Source organism: Roseobacter sp. MH60115 (genome assembly GCF_015644665.1).
Lineage (GTDB): Bacteria > Pseudomonadota > Alphaproteobacteria > Rhodobacterales > Rhodobacteraceae > Roseobacter.
Genome location: NZ_JADOBQ010000002.1, coordinates 64730 through 82298, shown reverse-complemented (window position 1 = coordinate 82298; position 17569 = coordinate 64730). Strand labels below are relative to the sequence as shown.

The following is a 17569-nucleotide window of genomic DNA, read 5'->3' as shown; positions in this document are numbered from 1 at the left end:
CGCGACGCAAAGCCCAACAAACGTCCGCCCCCCGGGCGCTCCCTGTAGTGTGCGAGCGCCCTTCTCAAACGGACTGTTCGCGACATCAGATGACATTCCACGCCCCAGCGGTTTTCACCGTCGATTTGCGCGTATTATCTGGGTTCATCGCGATTATCTCCACGGCGGCAATCGACCAGGCGAACTGATGTTCAGCATCAAGCAGGAGGGTGCATCAGTATGAATGTAAGGATCGCCAGGGCAGCATCAATATGTGCCACCTGTATTTATGTGTTCCGCCAATCCGGCGCGCAAGACAGACGTGATGTTCCCGCGTTCCGGAGATATGGATCAATGCAGGATCAGGCACCGCTCATGGCGTTTCTGCGAACCGATCTTTCCGCAGACAAAAATTGCAAACCCGCGCCCCTTATCCATTCGCCGTCTAGACGATGCGGAAGCAGTTTTGCATCTATACATCGATGGCGCCCGTGGCGTTTCATGACATCAGGAAGAGGAAGAACCGCGCCAGCCGCGCATTCATCTGGCGAAAGACCTGCAGGATGAAAGCTGGCGGATTGTTCCCACCGCCATCCTGGATCCGCGCTAAGCGCAATGAGAAATCAAACGATGACCCGCACCTAAGATAAGATGAGATCAAGCCAATGAACGCACCCAAAAACCCGATTGCCGGATATACTGACCTGGGCGTTGCACTCGGTCTGTGTTTCGGAACCGTTCTGGGGGCCGCCCTTGGCGATAAAAGCACCGGTATCGCCCTCGGTCTGGCGGTTGGTGTGGTCCTTGGCAACCGCGTTGGTGCTGCCAAGGAAAAGAACGCCAAAGACCGAGACCCGTAAAGGCTTTGCAGCGAAATCTGCCACCGGATTGCAGGCATCGAATTCGCTGACCGTTACAGGATCGGCGCGTCGGGCAATATGAACCTCGAACGCGCCCCTTTGCCAGGGCTTCCCGAACTACTCGCTTGGCAACAGACCCCGATCCTGGAAAAGCTGGCGGAGATAGTCTTCATCTTCCGCAGCGTGAACGAGGCTCCGAGCCTCGACACCTGCGGCATGTGCCAAGGCGGCAACGCGGCCCTGATTGTTGAACAGCGTGTCCGGGGCGCTATCGGCAATTTCATCCTCATAGGCTTCGGTGATCGGGATGATGGTCCATCCTAAGTCCCGCAATCGCACGACAAGATCGTCCACAAAGAGGGCTGCCAGATCGTTCTCGTGCAAAAGCAGAACATGGCGCGGGGATCTCCCGAGGGTCCGCTGAGCCAGCGCATCGTAAAACTCGACGGCATCGACCAATAGCTCGACGTAGGTCTGGGCAAGCACACTGCGATCCGGCACGTGACCGGCTGCCACCGCTTCGTCCACCAAGGCCTGCAGATACCAGTCATAGTTATCGACGGTCACATAGGCATTTCGAAGACCCCTGTCTGCCAGTCCCTCTTGGGCGGCCCCATACTTGGCCCCCGTGTCCCCTTCCCGCAGATAGGGAAACCTGAACAGGTTTGATTTATCGTCAAAACCTGACAGCACTTCGGCAGCCTTGTCCACGTCCGACAGGAAGAAATCGATATCCGTCTTGTTTAGCGACGGATGGGTGTGCGTGTGATTGGCCAATACGTGACCGGCTTTCTGATAGGCCTTGAGGCGTTCTGCCCCATCGCCGGTTTTCGGAATGTTGCCCGTCAAAACAAAAAAGCCCGCACCTTTTACCTTTGCGCGATCCAGCGCCTCGATCAGTCGCGCTGTTCTCGCGGCACCGCTGAGCAGCGTACCGTCAGGTCGCGGCGCATCGTCGAAGCTCAAAGCGATTTCACGACGCAACGGTTCGGACATCTCCACATCGCCGGGCGGCGTCTGTTGGGCGCACAGGACCCCGCCCGCAGTGATCGCGAGGGTTGCAATCACCATGGCAAGCGGCGTTTTCCTGCACGACTGACAAACACGACGGATCATCTGCATCTCTCCATTTCTGATAGTCGGATCAACAGCGCTATCCGCGGGGGTGCACACTGTACCGTGTCCAAGTTTCCCGCAAAACGGGTGCAGGGAGAATGCTGGCAACGTGAAGTGTCACGCTATGTCGTGAAAGGTCGCCAGGGTGTTGTTCCGATCCGTCAGGATCGTACCTTAGGCAACCCACGCAACACGTGTCTTTGGCTGGCGGTGACGGAATGGGGAAATGGGCAAGAACAATCAGACGCACGACGCAGCAACGGGTGCGTGGCGCACCGAGCCGATGTCACATGCGGAACGGCATAGTGCCGGGTCGGTATGGTGTGGGAGTGTGCGAAGCCGGTCCGATACCTTGCCGGAAGGCTTCCGGAAAGCGCCGGAATGCGCTTAATCTCAGCGCCAATCGATTTGCATCACTTTTGGGTAAAGGTAAGCCGGTTTGGACCTGTTCGGGAACGCAAGTCAGTAACAAAAGCGGTGCCGTGACACCGCTTTTGCCATGGGCTGGTTCAGCCATTGCGAAACAGTCTACTCACTACGTCGGCGCAACACTCCCAACACCCCCAATGCGCCAAGGAGGAGTGACAGACCTGCGGGCAGGGGCACCACATTTGGGTCGGGGTCTGGATCAGGATCGATGACGACATCGCGGCTGTTCAGGGCGGCCACGTCCCAGACTGTGGTGAACACGCCACCGCGGCTCAGAAAGAGACCGTCGGTCACTTCCGCCCCATCGGCGAAACCAAGATCGCTGAGGTCAATTCTGCCGCCGACGATACCGAAGCCGCTCGTGTTCCCTTCTGCCGAAACACTAATGAAGTCGAAGGACACACCGGTATCCCGCGTCGGTGAATTCGTATCGGGTCCGGTGGACAGCCGGATGACGTTGTTGTTGCTGTTCACAAAGATGACGATGTCGAACCCGGGCCCGTTGACCAATACGTTGTCCGTGAAAAAGATCTCGACAAAAGAGTCGTTGAGATTGGACGCGGTCGACAGATTACCATCCGCTGCGCCGGCAGGATTGACCGCCGGGCCCCGCGTGCCTGCAAGGGTGGTCGCGATCGACGCATTGTCCGCAAAGGCGTTGTCGTTGAATGTAAATGGTCCGACCGTCGCAGCCTGCGCCGCACCGGCAAATAGCGTGAGCGCCAAGGCGGGCGCGCAAATTTTATTGTACATATTCCTCTCCAAAATTGACGAAAACACTCGTTTACCTGTTGTTTTCCAGCTTCGAAAAAACAAACCGGTTTGCGCCAGTCAACGGTGGAGAGGGTCGGATTTTCGTTTTGAAAACAGTTAAATGGGGGAGCGCTGATATCAGGCGAAATTGCGCGGCCCGTTTTCCAGCTGCATTTTATTTGGTTTCTAGTATGGGGTGAAATGCATTTTTTCGTTTTGAAAATCCGGCACCCAGGGCAGAAGTCGCAGGCACGGCGGACCGCACCGTTTGATGAGGATTTGATTCGCCTTTGGAGGCCCCCGCACGGGATCGAAAGGGTGTCGGGCAAATGGGGATGCCCCGTCATCGCACGATGTCAGGCGTCGCGCGACCACGGGCGTTCGATCACCGGAACCCGTGATGCATCATTGACGTAGGATGCAATGAGCCGGTCAATCGCGTTTCGTGTCAGACGGCTGTGCGCGCGCGCGTATCCGAGGCTGGCCACATAGCTCCAATGCGCGTGCATCATGGAGACAAAGAGGTAAGACAGTTCCTCGCATGCGTGCCCGTCGAGTTCCGGATGGGCGATGGCCAGCTCGTGCACGATGACCTGACCGAGTGTCTTATACTGGTCGCACAGGCGATTTTTGAGCGTGTCCGATCCCACGGCATAAGCCAGCAGTGAATCGTAGACCTCCAGATTGTCCGGCATCGGATGGTCGTCCGCCAGATCGAAGAAAAAATCGAGGAAAAAGCCAAGGCGTTGAACCTGACTGACCTCGACGATGCCCGCGACCAGAATTTCACGGTAGCCATTTCCCAGATGATCACAGAGTGCGACAATCAGCATATCCAGATCGGAATAGTAGTATCGCACTAATTGCCGTGACAGCCCGGCCTCCGTAGAGACCGCTTCAAAAGACAAAGCCTGCAGACCCTTGGTCTTGATCAGGTTGGTTGCCGCCTGCAGTATCTGAAGCTTTTTTTCTGGTGAGCCAGCAGTCTTTTCCAAATCACTTTTTCCGTTTCTGCATGCCTGTCCCGAGAGCAAAAGCCCTTTACGCAACGCAGATTATCAGTCCCGGCGCCAAAAAGAAGTTCAAAAATCGGCAGGTCGCGTGGGTGTGTGACCGGAAATCCAGGCCCGATGTCGCCGGATACGGCCAATTGCAAGGCAGAGTTGAATGGCGGTCCCGTCGCAAACCAAACGTGATCGCGCGTTGCGGGCTGCCTTGGAACGACGGCGAGAACATAGGCCCGGCGGTCGGATACCCTGCTTCTGAAACATCCTGAACCGAGGCCACGGCGAAATTCAGTCGCTCTTCACGGCGGGGTTCATCACCGCCGCAACACCCTTGTCGATATCGGCCAACAGTTGCCCCCTTGAAAAGCCGGCACGCGCGCGAAAGACCAGACCTTGTCTCAGGTCAAACAGCAATTTGGCCTGATCAGATGAAGGAAAGTCCGGCGGCAACGCACCCCGTGCCTTTTCGACATCAAAGCGCGCGGTGATGCGCGTATCCGTCGCCTCGATCGCTTCACGCAACATCTCCGCCGTGCCGTCGACATGACCCGCACTGGTGGCAACACAAGACGCCAGAAAACAACCACGCGCACCACTTGCGTGATGTGTCGAATAATCAATCGCCGCCTCAAAGAAGGCCCGGACGGCCATTTCGATATCGGGCTCCGTCTCCAATGCCACAAGCGGCGCACAGCCGTCGTCATTGGCATAGCGGTCGATGGCCTCGAGATAGAGGCGGTGTTTATCGCCGAATTCCGCGTAGAGGCTGGGGCTGTTGATGCCCATGGAATCGGTCAGAAGCTTCATCGACGCGCCCTCATAGCCCTGTTTCCAAAAGACCTCGACTGCCTTCAGCAAAGCCTCGTCACGGTCGAATTTCTTGGGCCGGCCAGCCTTTTTTGTATTATTCATTACAAAATCCTTGACGTCTCGCTTTCACGTATTTTATATCGATCAATACAAAACATCAAGGAGCTCACTATGACATCGCAGAAACTGTCCGCTGGATCCGAATACCCTGCGCTTACCGTACCGCAGCTCGGCGGTGGAACCTGCGTCCTCGGGACCCCTGCGGACGGCCATGACTGGCAAATGGTCGTGGTCTATCGCGGCAAGCACTGCCCGATGTGCACAAGCTACCTCAAAGAACTGAACACATTACTGAGTGAGTTCAACGGGCTTGGAATCGACGTCGTGGCTGTTTCCGCTGACACCGCCGAAAAGGCAGCAGATCAGATGGCTTTGGTACGCCCCAACTTTCGCGTTGGCTACGATATGACGGTCGAGCAAATGCACCGGTTGGGCTTGTATGTCTCGCACCCGAGGTCCGCGCAGGAAACCGACCGACCTTTCGCAGAACCAGGCATCTTCGTGATCAATGCAGACGGGAAGCTGCAGGTCACCGACATTTCAAACGCGCCATTTGTCCGCCCCGACCTCAAAACGCTGCTGGGCGGCCTGCGCTTTATTCGCAATCCGGAAAACAACTACCCGATCCGCGGCACATTGCGCGCGTGATCTCCCCCATCTGAAAGGAAGACCCAATGCCACTCGATACCCCGCGCGACGCGCAGGTCCGCCAGACGATAGACGATCTGATCCAGACAGCCACGACCTATGACGTGGCCGCGTTGGACCGAATTTATCATGATAGTTTGTATGTCATGATGATCGACCAAAACCACACACTGAACACCGCGGACAAAGACGCCTTCAAGGCACTCTTTGCCTCAAAGCGCGCCGCGGGCGATCCGCCGATGAACACCTGGGCCAAATTCCACAACATCAAGGTGGACGGCGACACCGCCCATGTGCTGCTGTCTCGTAAAAACGACCTGAGCGGGGTGAACATGGATCTGACACTCAGCATCGATCTGATCTTTGAAGATGACCGCTGGCAGGTGACACGCGAAGTGATCTTCTTGCGGCCCGAAGGCGTCTGACTGCCGTCTAACACTCCGAAATTGCTATTACCTCTCTGAAAGGACAAGACAATGTGCTTGCGCGCCTCCCTCTCGGGCTTTGCCCTGGCCATCCTGACCGCGGTCCCATCCGCAGCCCAAGACGCCGGGATTCAACAGGATCTCACAGCCTACAATGATCGCTACGACGAAATTGCGGCCGCCTACGACCTCGAAGCCTTCCTTGCGCTTTACAATGATGCGCCCCTGTGGATCGCACCGGAAAGCCCGCCGGTGGCCGGTTTAAAGGTCCCTGCAGGCGCCTTTGGCTTCATAGCCGAGAATAAAGGCGAGTTCTCGCACAGCTTCGATCACTTTTTTGTCTCCGATGACGGCAGCATGGCGGTGATGATCGGCGGCTATGACGCGGACATCGAGGCCGCCGGTGTCGCGGCACAAGGCACGTATCTTTTCGTGATGCAGCGTGACGGCGATGGCTGGGCTATTGTGGCTGACATGTTCAACCAGCACGCCGCCGAATGACTGCCGGTGCTATGTAGTGCCCGTTAAGCGGATCGGTGTGTCCAAGATCCGATTTAGGGCCGTTGGGGGATACGTCTCCTTATCTAAATTTGGATCTGTTAAAGCAGGTGATGTGGGGCCTCTGCCTTGCATGCAGAGGGAAAAAGAAGCTCACCTGACGCTGCACACGCCTGTACGGCGCGCGGAGCCATGAACTGCGTTTAGTATGAGAGCCGGAAAACACGTAACAGGTATCCGCAAAATGCGACCGCTGCATAGGTTTCGAATGTACGTCACACAACGGACAAAAGGGGCTGATCACGCACCATGAAAGGCCTACATAATTCACCAATATCGGGACCGTCGCGCCGTTTGACTCCACGCCACGAACGGCGGGCATGCCCATGTGAACCGTTCGAATGTCCCCTCCTTCCGACCCCGGCTTTTCCCGGCGCAGCAGCACCGTAAACAAGGACTGTTTGGCTACCGCAGATGTCGCCGCCAACTGCCTGCCCGAATTTTCCGGCAGAAAAAATTGTTGCGCGTGAGTGCATTGTTGGCCGAAGGTGGCCGGAGGGCCGTGATTGTTTGGCCGACCGCATATCCAGCCAGTGCGCCGTTCATCCGCTGGTACAGCCTGCGGTTATCCATTTTGCGATGCGACAGGCGTTGCTGAATGCAAGCTATCATGACCTTGAAAGCAATATCGTTTGCCCAAAGAGGAGGTCATCCATGCCCAACTGTCGACGTTATGTTTCTCGGCGGCAACTGGTTGCGTGCGCGGCAATGCTCATTGCCGTGCATCCTGGGCACTCCGGTGCTCAAGACGCGCAAGCCACGCCATCAGCATCCGAGAACCCCGCGCCGGAAATTACATTCACCTCCTGGACCGGACCCTACATGCGCAGCCAGATGCTGGGATTTGTCCGACCCTACGAAGAGGAAACCGGCAGGCGGGTTCATGTGGCCCATTATAACGGCGGTATCAACGAGATCCGCGACCAGGTCGAAAGCGCCAATGTCATCTGGGACGTCGTTGACCTGACACAGGCCGACAGCTTGCGGGCCTGCGAAGAGGGGCTGCTGGAGGACCTGTCCGCTATCGATCTCCCAGACGGGGCCGACGGAACACCGGCAAGCGACGACTTCGTGCCCGGTGCGCTGAACGATTGCGGCGTGGGCGTCATTGTCTGGGCCACGGCCTATGCCTACAGCAATTCCGATTTCGCCGAAGATCCGCCCAGCACCATCGAGGACTTTTTCGACGTGCAGGCCTACCCGGGCGCGCGTGCCATACGAAACGACCCCTCGGTCATCATGGAATGGGCCCTGATGGCCGATGGTGTCGCGCGCGACGATGTCTATCCGCTGCTGGAAACCGAAGAGGGTGTCGACAGGGCCTTCGACAAGATGGACAGTATCCGGTCGGGCCTGCAACTCTGGAGCGCGGGGCGCGAGCCCGTGCGCATGCTCAACGCAGGCGACGTGGCGATGTCGATGATCTGGGCCACAACCGGGGCAACGGCATCTGAGGAAGACGGGGCGGATTTTTCGGTCAACATGGATGGTCGTGTAATCGAGCTTGACCTTTTCGGCATCCCGAAGGGCAGCCGAAACGCGGACGCGGCCAAGGATTTTATCCGATACGCCAGTGGCACAAAGGCGCTTGCGGATATGGTTGGGTATTTACCCAACGGGCCAACGCGAAATTCATCTCTGACCCTTCTGAGCGACGAAACGCTGCAGCAGATTCCAAACGGCCCTGCCTATGAGGATCAGGCCTTCATCCGTTCCGACGCCGAATGGTGGGCCGCCCATCACGCCCGGTTGGAAGAACGGTTCCAGCTCTGGATATCCGCAGGCGCCCGTCAGGGTGCAGCCGGAACGACCCGGTAAGCCCGGACCAACAGGACAAAGAGGTTAAAGACATGAGTACGCAATCAACGCATAAGCCTGACAATCTTGTTGCAAAATCCGGTGTATTTGCCGGGATGAACCCGCTGATGGGGCTATTGTCGATGATCATGATCATCGGTTTTGTCGGCTATACGATCACGGACGTCGAGCGCTCCTCCGAGGTCTTCTCGGCCGGTAAGGATTTCATCATCAACACGATGGACTGGTTCTACGTCATCGTTGTGAACGCAGCACTTTTCTTCGTGATCTGGCTAATGATCAGCCGATTTGGCGACGTGAAACTCGGCAAGGACGATGACACCCCGGATTTCTCGACCTTTTCCTGGATCTGCATGCTGTTCTCCGCCGGTCTGGGCTCTGGGTTGATCTACTGGGGCGTTGCAGAACCGATGTTTCACATCCAGGGAAGCCCCTTCATGGAGCGGGCCGGATATGAAGCCGGGAGCGTGGATGCCGCCGTGAAGGCCGTGACCGTCACGAACTTCCACTGGGGGTTTCATGGCTGGGGCCTCTATGTGCTTGTCGGGCTCTGCCTGGCCTACTTCTCTTATCGGCGCGATCTGCCTCTTACCCTGCGCACAGCCCTGTACCCGGTTCTGAAGGAACGGATTTACGGGCCATGGGGTCACATGGTGGATCTGATCGGCGTCTTCGGCACCATTTTCGGTCTCGCAACCTCGCTGGGTCTCGGCGTCACACCGATTGCCGCGGGCCTTGAAAATCTGGGCTGGATGGAAAACACGCAAACCAATCAGCTCATCCTGGTGGCGATCATCACCTGCCTGGGCACCGCCTCCGCAGCCTCTGGCGTGGGCAAAGGCGTGCGCATTCTGTCGGAGTGCAACGTCTTGGCGTCGGTCGGGCTGCTCATCCTTTTCATCATCCTTGGACCCACGGCCTTCCTGCTTGGGATCACGATCTCAGGCTTCGGCGACTACCTCTGGAATGTCATCCCCATGGGCTTCTGGATCAACGGTGATCCCGAAGTGCAATGGCAGGGCTGGTGGACCATCTTCTACTGGGGCTGGTGGATCGCATGGTGTCCGTTTGTCGGTCTTTTCATCGCGCGGGTGTCCAAGGGCAGAACCATCAAGCAGTTCTGCTTCTGCGTGCTGCTCATTCCGACCTCGGTCGTTGTCTTGTGGATGGGTGTCTTTGGGGGCGCTGCCACAGGGGTCGATCTGTTCAACAACGCGGGCGTTGTGGATGCGGTGAACGACGACTATGCAGCGGGTGTGTTTGCCACGGTCGCGGGCTTTGGCTTCAACTGGTTGACCTACCCGATCACGGTACTGATCACGGTCCTGCTGATCTCGTGGTTCGTCACCTCATCGGACTCCGGCACACTGGTGATGTGTACCATGCTCTCGATGGGGGACGAGCATCCGCCGGTCAAATTCCGCATCTTCTGGGGCCTGACCTCGGGGGCGGTGGCCGCTGTCTTGATGCTGGCCGGAGGTCTCAGCGCGTTGCAGACCGCCTCGATCGTCGCAGGCCTTCCAATCGCGGTGATCCTGCTCTTCATGATCTACGGGATCGTGAAAGCTTTGCATGAGGACAATCCGGCTCCGGAGTATGTGGACAAATACGAGTTGGAGTTCCTGAACCGATAAGGTGACCGGGAGAATTGACGCAAGGCCACGCGCGCGGCCAAAGCAGACATCTCTCCCAAAATCGCTCCAGACAACTGAGTTGCTTGGAGCGATTTCACCCGTCGGGCGTTCGAGGAGGCCGAGCTGAGCTTGGCGGGTTGGATTGCTTCCATCCGGGTCAGGCCCGGATTTTTACAACGCGACCGTGCAGGGTTTATCCGCACGTTCGGAGACCACTTAAGACGAAACATGAGCCAGCGACCCCGGCGGCTTGGGACAAATTGCCCGAACCTCTACAGTCAGTTTGAACCACGCGGGATGCCGAGTATCTCAGCGGCCCGGCGTTACACTTCCTTTGCAAGCTGGTCGTGAATAGCCGTCGAGAATAGCGTAATGTCCTGCCCGGCTCTCTTTGGGTCATAGTACAGGGACAGCGCCACATCTCTCAGGCGGGGCAGCGCAAGCTTGGACCCTAGATCCACCAGAGGCGGCACGACGGCCGTTTGAGGCATCACAGTGATTGCCAACCCCGCAAGCACAAAGGCTCGCACCCCGATGGGATGCGGGCTGAGGTGCGCCAGAAACCCAGTCCGTCCAGCGCGATCCAGGGCTTCAAATGCATACCCTCGCAGGTCACGCCCATCGGTCAAAAAGACCAACGGAACATCTTGCGCCGAGGTCATGGCAAACTCCGCAACCCCGGCCCAGACAAGCGCCGTGCTTTCGACAAAGTCACGCCCGGGACGCCGCCCCTGATCCATCATAAAGGCGATGTCGATCTCTCCGGCATCCAGCAGGGCCAGCAAAGCATCGCTGCGCTCGCATTGAACATGTATCTGCACCCCGGGTTCAGCCTGCGCAAACTGGCGCAACGCCTGCGTGACAACGGACATGGCGAGCGTGACCGTCGTTCCGAGCCGGATCCGCCGCGAGGACCGTGCGCCCCGCACCGCCTTTACCGCCTCATCCGAAAGCCCGAGAATACGCCGCGCATAGACCACAAACGCTTCGCCTTCGGGCGTGAGGGACATGGGCAGGCCACGTCCGCGCGTCAAGAGAACGCATCCCAACTCGTCTTCGAGTTTTTTCACATGCGCGCTGATCGCGGATTGCACGGTATTGCGCAGCTCGGCCGCGACGGAAAAATTCAGCGTCTCGGCGGCGACAACAAAACTTTCAAGAGCGTTCAGATCTCGCATTAGTATCTCATTTTCCGATTTCAAAAACGAAAATAAACCGTTTTTCAGATTTTTACGACAGGTCTATTCGGATACGGGAGTAGTGAAGGAAGCCACCATGGAGTTGTCCACGTCATTTTACCTCGTTACCGCCTGCGCCGTAGTGATCACCGGCATTTCAAAGAGTGGTTTTGGCGGCGGGCTCGGGGTGATGTCAGTGCCCTTGATGAGCCTTTACATCACACCCCAGCTCGCTGTCGCGATCCTGATGCCCGTTCTTCTGGCCATGGACCTGATCATCGTGTGGTCTTATCGACATCACTGGAACCGCGCAATCGTCGCGATGCTGCTGCCCGGCGCAGCGGTTGGATTGGCCCTGGGCGCCATGTCCTTTCAATGGATGAGCGCGGATGTGATCCGCTGTGCCGTGGGAATGCTGGCGCTCTTTTTCGTTGCCCAGTTCATCTGGGGGGAACGCAGCAAACACTCTAAACGACCATCTGGCAAGGCGACCGTTCTCACACTTGGAGCGTTATCCGGTTTCGCCAGCTTCGTGGCACATGCTGGTGGCCCACCGGTCAAGGGCATCCTGCTGCGGCAAGGCATGGAAAAAACGGTCTTTGTCGGAACAAATACCATGTTTTTCTTTGCCATGAACGCAACGAAGACCGTGGCTTACAGCAGTATGGGCCATTTTACGCGCGACAGCATGACGGTCAGCTTGCTTCTTGTGCCGATGTTGCTGATCGGAATTACGCTGGGCACAGTGCTACACAAGTTCATCGCGCAGTCCGTGTTCACGCGTTTCGTATATGGGTTTCTTTTCTTGGCGGGTGTCAAGCTGCTTTGGGATAGCAGCCTGGCGATCTGGGCGTAGACCCCCGGCACCGCGTCAACGCCGGATGGTGACCGAGCCCTTTACTGTCGACAGAAGGATTACTACTGCTTTCGAAAGAGAAACACCGACCTTCGTGAAGAGATCAACATAGTCCTCATCGCAGATGGCATCGTCACAGTCCGTGGGATCAACGTTCCCCAAAGGCCCGCTCCAAAGAGCGATACACCGGCTTTGCGAGATACGCCAACATGCTGCGCTCGTCCGTCACAATCTCGGCGCTGCCCGTCATACCGACTCGCAAAGGTTTTTCGAACTCGCCGGCGCCGATCGTGAGACTGTGGAGTTCCACAACACCGCGGAAGTAAACCTGACCATCCTGTGGATCGACAACCACCGTTGGCGACAGGCTTGAGATCGTCCCAGTTACTTCACCATAGCGGCGCGAATCGAACGTGGTGAGTTTCAAGGAGACCTTGTCGCCGCGACGAATGTGACCAATGTCCGCCTCACCCACCTTGATTTCTGCCACCAGTTGATCGTTTGTGTTGATGAGTTCAAAGATCGTGGCACCCGCCTCAACGATTTCGCCTATCCTCGGAAAATCGACCGACTGAATGACGCCACCGCTGGGCGCACGTACCAACAGCTCTTCACGTTGGTCTTCCAGCGCAGCAAGCTGAGTGGCCAGCGCGTCTCTTTCCTGCAGCAAGTCAAAAAGCTGTGTCAGGGTTTGCTCTCGCAATGCCAAATCGCTTTCAAGCGGTTTATCGCGGACTTCGGTGTAATTCGCGCTGGTTGTAGCCAGTTCGATGCGGGCGTCGATCAGCCGCCCTCTAAGCTCATCCAAAGATTGCTGCTCCGCGTCGAGCCTGACACGGGTAATGCTGCCGGATTCAAAAAGCTTCAAAAGTCGATCAACCGACGCTTCCTTCTCCGCAACACGGCTTTGCATCAGCGCCTCAGCATTCTCCAATCTTTCGATAATGACCCTGAGGCTTTCCGCCCTGCCGCGCGAAATCTCCTTTTGCAACTCGTGCAGATAGAGACGCGAGCTCACGTAATCCTCCCCTTGTTCGGAGGAGCGGCTCAACGCTGACCGATCCTTGTCGGGACGATCAAGATGCTCGAGAATGGACGAAAGCGTTTCCGTCCTGGAGAGAACCGCGTTGTATTGCTGCTGCACGCTTCGAATATTGCGCTCCAGACTGGGCGATGTGAGAGTCGCCAATATCTGACCTTCGCTGACTTGCTGGCCTTCTTTTACCAGTACCGAATTGACGACCCCGCTGTTGATGGTCTCGACTTGATAGGCGCGCCCAAGCGTCGTGATCTCCCCCGTGGCGCGCGCAAGTTCCGGAATGGTTGTCCGTGTGGCAAGTGTGACTGCGCCCGCAAGAAACGCTGCAAGCGTGAAAACAACCATGGCCGATATACGCGGTTCGCGGTTCTTCTTGCGGGCGGTTTTGCGGTCGAAAACGCCCATCTGATCTTTTCGGCGCGTGAAAATGGCCATGTCAGTATTCCTTGTTTGCGGCGATCAGCGCATTGATTTTGCGCTGCCCATCGGTGCCGGTATCATTGGCCACGATGCGCCCGTCGGTCATGAAGACACATCTGTCGGCAAGTCGAATATACTCCGGATCATCAGAGACCACGACAATGGTGCGGGTGCCCTTCAGCCCTTCGAGAACACGTGTCAGCGCAGCCTTACGGATGTAGTCGAGACCAGCATTCGGTTCGTTCAAAAGATAGACAGCTGCGGGCCGGATGAAACAGCGGGCAAGCGCGAGGCCACGCGACGTCGCGGACGAAAGCGACTTGCGGTAGCTCTCGGTCAAGCGCGTGTTTAAGCCTTCCGAAAAACCTGTGACTTCCTGCTCGAGCCCAAGCGCGGCAATCATCGCTTCGATGTCTTCGATATGTGCCGTCGGTGCCGCAAGGCGGAAATTCTGAAGCAGTGTGCCGTGAAAAACCTCAGGCTTTTTCTGCGCATAGCTGAAGGACTGTCGCAAATCATCAACAGGGATCTGGCGGACGTCAATGCCATCAAGCTGAACGGAACCTACGACCGGTTGGTGCAGTCCCATCATGACCTCGAGCAATGTGGTTTTACCACTGCCATTGTTGCCGGCGATCAAAACAAACTCGCCCGCAGCAATGTCCAATGACACCTGTGACAGCGCAGGCGTGGTTGTGTCGGCAAAACGATGTGTGACGCCGTTCAGGGTGATGCGCCCTTCGAATTCCTTCTGGTGGGATGAGGCGGCACCTCGAACCAATTCCTGCGGCATGGAAAGGACGCGGTCGACCTGCTGTCTGCTTTTGAAGAAACCAAGTATTTGCGGTGCGTTTGAGTAAAGCGACTGCAGAGGCGTGAGGACTTTCCAGACCAGTGCCATGACGGCAATAAGCGCGCCAAAGGACATGTTTCCGCCCATCGCCGCGAGGGTACCCAAGACAATGGCCCCAACACCGGAAATCATCATCAGACTCTGCCCAAAGGCTTGGCAGAGATGCTGAAACTTGCGCGCCTTACGCGAAGCATCAGCAGATTCCTGGGCAACGGCGGCGTATCTTTCGTTCCAGAACCCTGCAAGACCAAGCCGATAGATATTTCTTTGCTGCCCAACCGTCTCAAACAGGTACTTTTGCTGTCTTGCCTTGATCGACGCGGCCTGCGCATTCAATACTTGCTGCACCGGCAAAGTCACCCAGATCGCCAGCATGAAGACTGCAATCAATCCCAGCACGAGGAATCCGACCTGAGGCGCAAGCGCAAAGATGAGCCCCAGAAAGACAAGGATGAAGGGTAAATCCAAAACCGTTGTGAGTACCTGCCCGGAGAAGATGTCTCTCATGCCTTCGAACTGTTTGAACCTGGCGATTTGTTGCTCCACATCCGATTTCTGGATCTGATCGGGTGGTAGGGACATGAGCTTGCGGAAGAGAGCCAGCCCTAACCGGTGCTCGACAATGCGGCCCATGTAAGCAACTGCCGAGGAGCGCGCGAACCTGAACCCGGCATCTGCCGCAAGTATCAATGCGGCGCCCAAAGCGAGTGATACCACCAGATCCGTCGCGCCAGACGGGATCACGCGGTCGTAAATCATCATGATCAACAGCGGCGTCGCGAGCCCCATCAGGTTCGTCATGAAAGAGGCTACAACCAGCCAAGGCAGGAGCCCCCGGAAACCTGCCGTGATCTTGCGAAAATCCTCGAAAGTCTGTGGTTCATCGGAAGGCGCGAAGCGTTCGATCTTGACGATGGTACCACGGTCTTGTGAGGGAATCTGCCAGACAGGCTCATCCGATTTTGCACCGCTGATCAGCAGCTTGCCATTTTCCGCAGACAGGATGGCGGTCACTTGCCCCGAACTGTCGACAAAAAGCGCCGGACAATCCGTTTCGGCAATCTCTTTCTGGTCTGCCTGCGCGACGGATACCGGGATATCCAGGTTTTCGAGGGTGAGTATAAGGTCATCCGCTGACATCTGATCTGCCAGATGCGGGGCAGCTTCCGTCAGGTTCCGGTGACTGCTGTGCCACCCGGCAGTCATCATCAGCTTTTGCAAGAGCCCCAGACCGGGATGAATAACCGTATCCATCACGCGCTCCTTGTCGCCAGAGCTGCAGCGGTTGCGGCATCATCTTCGGCGTCATGATCCCAGAGCAGCAGGCTGTCTGCGGTGCTGTCGACCAGCATGATGGACTGATCCGCAAGGGAAAGAAGTTGCTGTCTCGGCGTCGCCATCACAAGTGTGGTCTTGCCTTTGACTACCTGCAGAAACTGCGCCAATCGCGCGACGGCACGCTCATCCATCGCGGAGGTTGCGTCGTTGATCAACAAAATACGGGGTTCCAGCGCAAGCGCTCGGACCAACGCGATGGTCTGCAACAGAGCAAGACTGGAGGCAACCTGCCCCACCTGCCCCATTGGAGTGCTATACCCCATCGGCATATGATGCACCTTCTTCTCCAACCCCAGCTCAGCTGAGATGGAGAGACTGCGCGCGATGGCTTCGCCTTCTCCAAAGCAGGAAATGTTTTCCAAGATCGACCCCGAAAAAATCGCTGGCGTCTCGTCCACATAGACAATGCCACGATGACCGCGGGTGGCGGAAAACTCTGCGACAGGCCTTTCATCTATGTAGATTTGACCTGACCTTGGTTGCTGCTCGCCCAGAATAAGGCGCATGAATGTCGCCTGTCCGGAGCCCGCCTCTCCGACAACACTCAGTGCCTCACCTGGTTTCACGTCCAGGTTAACGTCAGAAAAGATCAGGTTTTCCTGGTCATCGCGGCCCGCCGAAACACCATCGAACCTTAAGCGCCCTTCAAGCGCATGAATGAATTCAGCGGATGCGTTGCGCTGCTGCAATGCCGAGATCTCATCGACTTTTGCCTGGGCTGCATCAATGCTTTCTGTCTGCGCCCAATGCCCCAGCATCTTCAGCAAGGGTTGCACGGTGCGCCCGTTGAGCAACATACAGGCTGCCAGTTCTGCGATGCCGATTTGCCCGATGATGACGAGGTACCCACCCAGAAGACCCATCGCAGCAACGGCAGCTTGCGAAAAGAGCGCCCCGAACGACTGTGAAAACCCGGATACGTGGATCAGGCTCTGACTGATATCGACCGACTGTTTCTGCAAAAGTTCGTAGCGGCGCAGCAGTTGCGGTTCCATCGTATCCGCCTTGACCGTCAGGATTTGCGACAGACACTCGATCAGGAAGGAATAGCGTCTTCCGTCCAATACTTTGCGCTTTTCAAAAATCGGTCCCTGCGCCCGCTGAAGGATTGTTTTGAAGAGGTACAACAAGACCAGACTGGCCAGCGGCACGAGCACCAGCCAGCCGCCGATCAGGCCGATCATCACAATAAAAATCGCGGTGAACGGCACATCAATCGAAAACAGGCGGCCCTGGCCGCTGTAGTAGTCCCGCAATTGGGCAAAAGCGTTCAACCTTTCCAGATGGACACCGGTTGATGACGCGTCATAAGCGCTCGGTTCTGCATTCAGCGAACGATCCATAAAGTGGTCGCCCAGCGAGAGCTCAAACTGCTCCCCCTGATGTCCCATGACGACAATTCGTGCCCATTTCAGAAAGAAATCCAGCGCGGTCGTCACGCAAAGACCGATGAAGAGGAGTGTCAACGTCGCGTGCGACTCAAACGGAATGACCCGGTCGAAAACCTGCAGGACAACCAAAGGCAACGCCAGGCCAAGCATGTTGATCGCCAGCGATGAGACGATGACCGATGTCCCCATGCGCGGCGGCTTGATCTTGTCGCTTAATCCTGTGGTTTTTGGCCGCACGGCGGAACACACTCCCCTCAACCGGTGTGCTGAACACTTGACCCCATTTGGTTATGAAAACGTTCATTCGTGTCCCCAGATGAAACCAATTGTAATAAAATCAGCCGCTTAAATCCTCACTCATAAAGCGCACCTTAATGTAAATGCACGCTGATGCATG

15 protein-coding genes are annotated in these 17569 nt (G+C 56.9%); 7 read left to right on the top strand and 8 right to left on the bottom strand.

From position 1 onward, the window contains the following. Nucleotides 1-644 precede the first annotated feature (644 nt). On the top strand, nt 645-839 hold the full coding sequence (locus ISX84_RS06000; protein WP_195819445.1) for a hypothetical protein: 195 nt from the start codon (nt 645-647) through the stop codon (nt 837-839). Between the two features lie 117 nt (nt 840-956). On the opposite strand, the gene ISX84_RS05995 is transcribed toward ISX84_RS06000, so the two are convergent. The 4 genes from ISX84_RS05995 to ISX84_RS05980 all read right to left on the bottom strand — a co-directional run bounded on the left by ISX84_RS05995 (nt 957) and on the right by ISX84_RS05980 (nt 5056). Then, a complete protein-coding gene (locus tag ISX84_RS05995) occupies nt 957-1955 on the bottom strand; it encodes a polysaccharide deacetylase family protein (RefSeq protein ID WP_195819444.1) in 999 nt (332 codons plus the stop codon). 528 nt (nt 1956-2483) lie between these two features. Continuing rightward, the gene (locus tag ISX84_RS05990) at nt 2484-3137 is read right to left on the bottom strand and encodes a VPLPA-CTERM sorting domain-containing protein (RefSeq protein WP_195819443.1); all 654 of its coding nucleotides are present in this window, start codon (nt 3135-3137) and stop codon (nt 2484-2486) included. Nucleotides 3138-3493: 356 nt separating this feature from the next. Further along, a complete protein-coding gene (locus ISX84_RS05985; RefSeq protein WP_195819442.1) occupies nt 3494-4132 on the bottom strand; it encodes a TetR/AcrR family transcriptional regulator in 639 nt (212 codons plus the stop codon). Nucleotides 4133-4432: 300 nt separating this feature from the next. After that, nucleotides 4433-5056: a TetR/AcrR family transcriptional regulator gene (locus ISX84_RS05980; protein ID WP_195819441.1), complete on the bottom strand. Its 624-nt coding sequence runs from the start codon at nt 5054-5056 to the stop codon at nt 4433-4435. 69 nt (nt 5057-5125) lie between these two features. Between ISX84_RS05980 and ISX84_RS05975 the strand changes: the two genes are divergently transcribed. From ISX84_RS05975 to ISX84_RS05955, 5 genes are all read left to right on the top strand, one after another. Continuing rightward, the gene (locus ISX84_RS05975) at nt 5126-5662 is read left to right on the top strand and encodes a peroxiredoxin-like family protein (protein WP_195819440.1); all 537 of its coding nucleotides are present in this window, start codon (nt 5126-5128) and stop codon (nt 5660-5662) included. 26 nt (nt 5663-5688) lie between these two features. Continuing rightward, entirely contained in the window at nt 5689-6087 is a 399-nt protein-coding gene (locus ISX84_RS05970) for a nuclear transport factor 2 family protein (protein ID WP_195819439.1), read from the top strand. Nucleotides 6088-6138: 51 nt separating this feature from the next. Beyond that, nucleotides 6139-6588, top strand: coding sequence for a YybH family protein (locus ISX84_RS05965; RefSeq protein ID WP_195819438.1), 450 nt, complete (start codon nt 6139-6141; stop codon nt 6586-6588). A gap of 711 nt (nt 6589-7299) precedes the next feature. Further along, complete coding sequence (locus tag ISX84_RS05960; protein WP_195819437.1) at nt 7300-8463, top strand: extracellular solute-binding protein; 1164 nt, start codon at nt 7300-7302, stop codon at nt 8461-8463. 32 nt (nt 8464-8495) lie between these two features. Further along, nucleotides 8496-10097, top strand: coding sequence for a BCCT family transporter (locus ISX84_RS05955; RefSeq protein WP_229884160.1), 1602 nt, complete (start codon nt 8496-8498; stop codon nt 10095-10097). Nucleotides 10098-10420: 323 nt separating this feature from the next. On the opposite strand, the gene ISX84_RS05950 is transcribed toward ISX84_RS05955, so the two are convergent. Continuing rightward, nucleotides 10421-11275 (bottom strand): LysR family transcriptional regulator, encoded by an 855-nt coding sequence (locus ISX84_RS05950; protein ID WP_195819436.1) that lies wholly within the window; start codon nt 11273-11275, stop codon nt 10421-10423. A gap of 82 nt (nt 11276-11357) precedes the next feature. Between ISX84_RS05950 and ISX84_RS05945 the strand changes: the two genes are divergently transcribed. After that, entirely contained in the window at nt 11358-12131 is a 774-nt protein-coding gene (locus ISX84_RS05945) for a sulfite exporter TauE/SafE family protein (protein WP_195819435.1), read from the top strand. 148 nt (nt 12132-12279) lie between these two features. On the opposite strand, the gene ISX84_RS05940 is transcribed toward ISX84_RS05945, so the two are convergent. From ISX84_RS05940 to ISX84_RS05930, 3 genes are read right to left on the bottom strand one after another with little or no spacing between them, the layout of a single operon-like run. Then, complete coding sequence (locus ISX84_RS05940) at nt 12280-13605, bottom strand: HlyD family type I secretion periplasmic adaptor subunit (protein ID WP_195819434.1); 1326 nt, start codon at nt 13603-13605, stop codon at nt 12280-12282. A 1-nt stretch (nt 13606) separates the two neighbouring features. Then, a complete protein-coding gene (locus tag ISX84_RS05935; RefSeq protein WP_195819433.1) occupies nt 13607-15697 on the bottom strand; it encodes a peptidase domain-containing ABC transporter in 2091 nt (696 codons plus the stop codon). After that, nucleotides 15697-17409, bottom strand: coding sequence for an ABC transporter transmembrane domain-containing protein (locus tag ISX84_RS05930; RefSeq protein ID WP_195819432.1), 1713 nt, complete (start codon nt 17407-17409; stop codon nt 15697-15699). The genes ISX84_RS05935 and ISX84_RS05930 overlap by 1 nt, the downstream gene beginning before the upstream one ends. Nucleotides 17410-17569 lie beyond the last annotated feature (160 nt).